Genomic DNA, 6536 nt, shown 5'->3' on the forward strand with positions numbered 1-6536 from the left:
GCCCGGTCGCGGGCCGCGCCCGCCGGGGCCGGCCGCTCCGGCCCGCCGTCCAGCAGCGCCATGCCGAGCGGCGTCACCGAGTGCAGCACGGTGTTGCGCACCCGGCGGGTGGTGATCAGCCCGGTCTGCCGCAGCACCGCCGCGTGCTGGCTGGCACTGGCCGCCGAGATGCCCAGCCGGTCGGCGAGCTGACTGGTCGTACAACTCGCCCGCAGGGTCCGCAGGGCGGCCGCCCGGGTCTGGCCCACCAGGGCGCCGAGCGGCCGCGCGCTGCGGTCGCGCTCCTGCCACAGCTGCGCGCCCTTGCGGGCGTGCGGCGGGGCCGCGAAGACCAGCACCACCTGCTCGTCCGGCCGTTCGGCGTCGATCGCCACGCCCGGGCGGTGGTGGAGGAACACCGAGGGCGTGAGCACCAGGCCCCGGCCGCCCAGCCGGATGTCCTGGTCCGGCCCGCCGGGGATCTCCAGCACCGGCGCCCGCCAGGTCATCCGGGGGTGCGCGGTGGACAGCAGCAGCTCCACCCCGCCGGCCATCACGATCCGGCCGCGCGCCTCGCACTCGGCCACCAGGTAGGCGTGCAGGTGCTGCCAGAACGGGGCCACGGCCAGCTGCCAGGCCTCCAGCAGGCAGGCGTCCACGCCCGCGCCGGGCAGGGCCGGCACCTCGGCCGCGCCGGGCCGGGCGTCGGGCTCCTCGGCGTACCGGAGCGCCTGCCGGAGCAGCGCGTCCACGTCGTGCTCCGGCCGGCCGTGCGGGCGGGGCGCCGGCCGCCGGGGCAGGCGCTCGTTCACCTGTTTTCGCCACCGGGCGTACGGCGCGCCCACGCCGCGGTCGAGCAGGTCGCAGGCGAAGGCGGTCTCGACGAGCGGGCCCAGGGTGGTCTTCAGTCGGGTTCTGGCGAGGTCGGCGGCGGTGAAGTGGATCCTTTGCACGTTGGGGTCCCCGTTTCCGTGTCGGCGAGGGGGAAATCGACGCGGCCCGGCCGCCCACAGGGGCGGGCCGGGCCCTTCCTCGGGCGGGTGCGGCCGCGTTACGAGGTCCGGGCGTCGGAGGCCTCGCGCAGGCTGCGCGGGCGCATGTCCGTCCAGTTGGCCTCGACGTAGGCGAGCGCCTCCTCGCGCGACCCCTCGGGCAGGGTCACCGTCCAGCCGTCCGGCCGCTCGGCGAACGCGGGCCACAGGGAGTGCTGGCCCTCGTCGTTCACCAGCACCAGGAAGGTCCCGTCCGCGTCGTCAAAGGGGTTCGACATGTCGCACACTCCGTTCCGGGTCGGGCACGGTGCGGCCCCCGGGTGGTGGGCGCACGCGGGACACCAGGCGGACCCGCTCCGCACATGCTCCCTCGGCTCGCTGACATGCTGCTGACCCCGCCCTGATGGGGTGATGGGTCAACTCTCGTCGTTCATGGACGATATGGCGTGCCATGGACTTCGTTCCCGTCGTTTAGCGCCACCCCTCCGAGGTTAATTGAACATGTTCAACATTACTGGCATGATCTCCCACGACGTCCACCGCTGATGCGAAGGAGCACCCCGTGGACCCGAACACGCCGTGGCGGAACCTGGGCCTCATCGGCCTGCGGCTCGCCGACCTGGTGATCCGATACGCCGCCACCTTCGCGCTCGCGGGGCTGCTCCTGACGGCGTCGATGTCGGACGTCCGGTTCGCGGCGAGCGACGCACAGGGCTTCGTCCTGCTCGTCGGGCTCCCCTCCGTCGCGATCAGCGTCCTCTTCTCGCTGTTCAGCACGAAGGCCGGCATGGCCTTCCGGGGCCGCCTCGCCTGGCTGCTCCTCCTGCCCCTCTGGTTCCTGCTGTTCTTCCCGCCCCTCCTCCCCATCCCCCTCCTGGGCCAACTCCTCTTCGCCCTCTGCGTGATCCGGTCCCCCCTCCTCGGCCCACCCCGCATCCGCCCCCTGCTGCGCCGCCTCCTCCCCGCAGCCCACGGCCGGGCATGAGAAGTCGGCCCCGCCGACTTCCTGTGCAGGCCCCGGCCCGCCGCTGCTCCGCCGGCCGGCCGTGGGGTGGTCAGGCCGGGGTGCCGGCGGCGTGGAGGAGGAGGTCGCGCAGGGCGGTGGCGGTGTCGGACGGGGTGGTGGGGGTGAGGACCACCTGGTCGGCGGTGGTGGAGGGGCCGGTGAGGGGGATGGCGCGGAGGCCGGGCGGCTGGTGGTCGAGGGCGGATTCGACGGTGATGCCGATGCCCGTGCCGGCGGCCACGTGGGCGGCGATGGCGTGCACGCTGTCGGCGGTCCGGATGATGCGCAGGTCGGCGCCGCCGATCCGGAAGGCGGACAGGAGGCGGTCGCAGAGGCCGCTGTTGATCTGGTGCGGCCAGGTGAGCAGGCCGGTGGTGGAGAGCTCGGCGGCGCTCAACTCGGTGTGCCCGGCGAGCGGGTGGGCCGCGGGGACGAGGGCCATGAACCGCTCGGTGGACAGCACCCGGGCGCGGACGCCGGTGACCTCGCCGGTGGCCCAGCCGATGCCCAGCCCGATCGTCTCCGCCCGCAGGGCGGCGACCTGGGCGGTGGTCGGCATCGGCTCCGGCACGATCGTCACGTCGGGGAAGCGCTCGCGCAGTTGCGGCAGGCAGCGCAGCAGCAACTGCTGGCCGGTGTACTCGGCGTGGGCGACGACGAGGGTGGTGCGGGTCCGCTCGCCGGCGGCCAGGGCGCGGCCGCGCTGCTGGAAGCGGCGCAGCTGGGCCAGGGCGGCGCGGGCGTCGGGCAGCAGCGCCTCGCCGAGGCCGGTGAGCGACACCCGGCGGCTGGTGCGGTGGAACAGCCGCCCGCCCAGGGAGCCCTCGAGCCGTCGGACGGCGTCGCTCACGGTGGGCTGCCCCCGGTGCAGGCGCTCGGCGGCGCGGCCGAAGTGCAGTTCCTCCGCGACGGCGACGAACGCCTCCAGTTCGATCCTGTCCACGGGCCCAGGCTAGCGCGATCGATCGGTGCGACCGATCGCTGCACCTCGAAGTCCGGCGTTGATGGTGCGTCGCCCACCGGCTGTGATGGACGGACAGGCGGGGATCCCCCCGCCGGTTCACGAGGCAGGGACGGGAACATGGCAGTCAAGGACGTCGACCGCGAGCACTCCGAGCACCCCGGGCAGGGCGTGCCGGAGGTCACGGTGGCGGTGGTCTTCCACTCGGTGCACGGGCACACCCGGGTGCTGGCCGAGCACCTCGCCGACGGGGCGCGGCGGGTGCCGGGCGCCCGGGTGCACCTGGTCGAGATCCGGCCCGAGGACGTGGTCGCGGGCCGCTGGCACGACGCGGAGGTGCTGGCGCTGCTCGACCGCTCCGACGCGATCGTGATGGGCTGCCCGACGCTGATGGGCAGTGTGTCGGCGGTGTTCAAGGCGTTCATGGAGGCGGCGTTCACGCCGTTCACCACCCAGGCGTGGAAGGACAAGCTGGCCGGCGGGTTCACCATGTCCGCCTCGCAGAGCGGCGACAAGCTCGCCGTCCTGGAGCAACTGGCTGTCTTCGGCGCCCAGTTGGGCATGCAGTGGATCGGCGTGGGGGACATGCCGGGCAACAACTGGAGCGGCGGCTCCCGCGACGACCTGAACCGGCTGGGCTCCTGGCTGGGCCTGATGAGCCAGAGCCACGCCGACCTGGGCGCCGAGCGGGCCGGCTCGCCCGGCGACCTGGTCACCGCGGCGCGCTACGGCGAGCGGATCGCCCGGCTGGCGCAGCGCTGGGTCAACGGCGTGCCGTACGAGACCCCCCGGATGACCGAGCACGAGGCCCGCGCCCTGTCGGCGTCCCTCCGGGAGGCGGACGGCGCACCGGCGGCACTGGCCGGCGCCTGACCGGCCAGGTCACGCCCCGGCGCGCGCTGAGACGGCTCACGCCCCGCGCGTGACGACCCGCACCGCGCCCGGCGCGCGACGATCCGCATCCCGGCGCGCGACGATCCGCGTCCCGACGCGCGACGATCCGCGTCCCGACGCGCGACGATCCGGGTCACGCCCCGCGCGTGATGATCTCCTGCACGCCCTGCGCGACGGCCCTGCTGGTCCGCCACCGCCGGAGGAAGCGGTCCGCCGCCAGCTGCTCGACGACCCGGGTCAGCCAGGCGTCGTCGCCGAGCCGGTCGACCCGGCCCAGGTCGACGACGTCCCCCAGCAGTTGGCGCAGCAGCGTGATCTCGGGCTGCGGGTACCAGCGGCGGTGGTGGACGAACCGGGGCCGCCAGACGTCGTAGGGGTGCCGGACCATGGTGTTCAGCCAGGAGCCGTCGGCGCCGGTCCCGTCGCGCCCGGTCAGCAGCCCGTCGGCCGGTGTGCTGAGGAAACGACCGCTGGTGACGCCGAGTTCCAGGCTCATCAGGCGGTTCCACGGCACCAGGAACGGCTCCTGGCCGGCCACCCGGTGCTCGAAGCCCCCGGGGAGCAGGGCGAGGTACGCCGCGCTCTCGTGGTCGCCGAGGAACCAGTGGCCGTCGGCCCGCACCAACGGGCCGAGGCCCGGTCCGGGACCGGAGCCGGCGGGCGGCACGGGGGCGTCGGTCGACCGGGCTGCGGGGGTGGGGTGGTTGGCGTTCACGGCTCTCCTCAGGGCATGCGACGGCTACTCGCCGGCCAGACGCGCCGGCCCACCCCGGGGTCACCATATCGGCAGGCAGGGGCCGTTGGGCGGGAGAACGCGAAAGCCGTCCACCGGCTCCGGCCGCCGCACCCCTCCGGCGGGGACTACTCCGCGTCCGGCGCGGCGGCGGCCGGGGCGGCCTCGGCCGGGGTGGCGGCGGCCGCCGGGGCCTCCAGCGCCGTCATCCGCGGCAGCAGGAGCAGCACCGCGACCAGCAGGACCAGCAGCAGGCCGCCGCCGAGCAGGAGCGGGGTGCGGATGCCGGCGACGGAGGCGATCCAGCCGCTGAGCGCGGCGCCGGTCATGATGCCGATTCGGCTCAGCAGCATGTAGCAGCTGTTGACCCGGCCGAGCAGGTCCTTCGGCACGGCCTGCTGGCGCAGCGAGATCGCCTGGATGTTCCAGGTGACGATGCCGAAGCCGACCACGCCGTACAGCGCGGCCACCTCGGCCACCGAGGTGCTCAGGCCCATCAGGATCAGCGCGACGCCCATCACCAGGAAGGCGAGGGCGATCCGGGTGCCCCGGCCGAGCAGTCGGCTGAGCCGGCCGGCCAGGGTGCTGGCGGCGGTGCCGCCGATGGCGCCGGCCGCGAGCACGATGCCGTAGGAGGCGGCGGGGGCGTGGATGACCCGGGTGACCATCAGGACCATCATCGTGGTGCCCATGAAGCAGGCCAGCGCGCCGAGGGTGGAGAGCACGGCGAGCATCCGCACGTCGCGGTGGTGCAGCAGCCAGTCGACGCCCTCGCGGATCTCGGTGAGCACCGGGCGGCGCTCGGCCCGGGTGCGCGGGGCGGTGGAGCGGCCGGTGGCGGCGACCAGGACGGCGGCGAGCGCGAAGGAGACGCCGTCCACCGTGAAGGGGGCGGCGGCGGCCGCGGCGAACAGCACGGAGCCGAGCAGCGGGCCGACCAGGTTGCCGCCGACCAGCATGTTGGCCTGCATCCGGCCGTTGGCGGCGTCGAGTTGGTCGGGGCGGACCACCTCGGGCACGGCCGAGGTGGCGGCGTTGGAGAAGACCGTCTCGCCGCAGCCGAGCAGGAAGGCCAGCGCGGCGACGGCGACCAGCGGCGGGTCGGCGACGAAGACCCAGCAGGCGAAGCCCAGGACGACGGCGGCGCGCCCGGCGTCGATCGTCCACATCAGCCGGCGGCGGTCGGCCCGGTCGGCGAGCACCCCGCCGTACAGGGACATCAGCAGGAAGGGCAGCGACGCGGCGACGGAGACCACGGAGACCGCGCCGGGGGAGTCGGAGACGGCCACCGCGAGCAGCGGCAGGGCGGAGTCCCGCATGCCGTCGCCGACCGAGGAGATCGCCGACGCGGACCACAGCAGATGGAACTTCCGGCCCAGGCGGGGACGGCTCTTGGACGGCTTCGCGGCCAGGTCAGCTGAGGTCACCGACGCAGTATGTCATGTCCGCGGAGGAGTGCCCGGGCGGTTTCCGAACTGCCGGGGCTGCCCCGAACTGTCCGTGTCGGTACGGGTGTCGGGCTCCTCCGGAGCTGTCCGGAGTTGTCCGCGGGGCTGCGAGGGCCCGCCCGGTGCCGTACCGGGCGGGCGGTCGGCGCGGCCGCCCGGCCGGGTGCGCTCAGCCGAGCCCCGAGACGCCCTTGACGAGGGTGGCCATCCCGCCCGCCAGGGCCAGGCCGAGCACCAGCAGCCGGGCGCGGCCCTCCGGCACCCGGTCGGCGAGCAGCCGCCCGACCGCCGCACCGCCCGCGAGCGCGGCGGCCACCAGCCACCAGGCCGTCCCGGGCAGCGCGGGCACGCCCTTGCCGGCCAGCGAGAAGGCGTTCACCGCCACGCCGTAGAACTGGGCGTTGGGCAGGAACTCCCACGCGGTCCAACCGGTGTTGACGGCGTACAGGGAGACCGCCGGCCCGCCCACCCCGGCGGCCGCGTTCATGAACCCGCTGGCGGCGCCCGCGACCAGGGCGCCGCC

The 6536-nt window shown here is 75.0% G+C and carries 7 protein-coding genes and 1 pseudogene; 2 read left to right on the top strand and 6 right to left on the bottom strand.

Translation table 11 applies throughout. The annotated features are described in order from the left end of the window. Positions 1-932, bottom strand: a 932-nt coding sequence (locus tag ABZW03_RS34920) for an ArsR family transcriptional regulator (RefSeq protein ID WP_355267632.1), incomplete at its 3' end; no start/stop codon positions are given. A gap of 98 nt (positions 933-1030) precedes the next feature. After that, positions 1031-1249 (bottom strand): MbtH family protein, encoded by a 219-nt coding sequence (locus ABZW03_RS34925; protein ID WP_355267635.1) that lies wholly within the window; start codon positions 1247-1249, stop codon positions 1031-1033. Between the two features lie 284 nt (positions 1250-1533). On the opposite strand from ABZW03_RS34925, the gene ABZW03_RS34930 reads away from it, so the two are divergent. Continuing rightward, complete coding sequence (locus ABZW03_RS34930) at positions 1534-1956, top strand: hypothetical protein (RefSeq protein WP_355267638.1); 423 nt, start codon at positions 1534-1536, stop codon at positions 1954-1956. 70 nt (positions 1957-2026) lie between these two features. Here ABZW03_RS34930 and ABZW03_RS34935 read toward each other — a convergent pair whose 3' ends face one another. Then, complete coding sequence (locus ABZW03_RS34935; protein ID WP_355267641.1) at positions 2027-2920, bottom strand: LysR family transcriptional regulator; 894 nt, start codon at positions 2918-2920, stop codon at positions 2027-2029. Positions 2921-3058: 138 nt separating this feature from the next. Here ABZW03_RS34935 and ABZW03_RS34940 point away from each other — a divergent pair, with 138 nt between their 5' ends. Further along, a complete protein-coding gene (locus tag ABZW03_RS34940) occupies positions 3059-3811 on the top strand; it encodes a flavodoxin family protein (RefSeq protein WP_355267644.1) in 753 nt (250 codons plus the stop codon). 154 nt (positions 3812-3965) lie between these two features. Here the strand turns inward: ABZW03_RS34940 and ABZW03_RS34945 are convergent, their stop codons facing one another. From ABZW03_RS34945 to ABZW03_RS34955, 3 genes and pseudogenes are all read right to left on the bottom strand, one after another. Beyond that, complete coding sequence (locus ABZW03_RS34945) at positions 3966-4547, bottom strand: hypothetical protein (protein ID WP_355267647.1); 582 nt, start codon at positions 4545-4547, stop codon at positions 3966-3968. Positions 4548-4693: 146 nt separating this feature from the next. Continuing rightward, the gene (locus ABZW03_RS34950) at positions 4694-5992 is read right to left on the bottom strand and encodes an MFS transporter (RefSeq protein ID WP_355267650.1); all 1299 of its coding nucleotides are present in this window, start codon (positions 5990-5992) and stop codon (positions 4694-4696) included. 190 nt (positions 5993-6182) lie between these two features. Continuing rightward, positions 6183-6536, bottom strand: a pseudogene (locus ABZW03_RS34955) (sulfite exporter TauE/SafE family protein); the annotation flags it as partial.

Source organism: Kitasatospora sp. NPDC004799, from assembly GCF_040609095.1.
GTDB lineage: Bacteria > Actinomycetota > Actinomycetes > Streptomycetales > Streptomycetaceae > Kitasatospora.

Excerpts from the sequence above, each read along its gene's own strand:
- ABZW03_RS34925 (WP_355267635.1), bottom strand. The coding sequence starts at position 1,249 with ATGTCGAACCCCTTTGACGACGCGGACGGGACCTTCCTGGTGCTGGTG.
- ABZW03_RS34940 (WP_355267644.1), top strand. The coding sequence starts at position 3,059 with ATGGCAGTCAAGGACGTCGACCGCGAGCACTCCGAGCACCCCGGGCAG.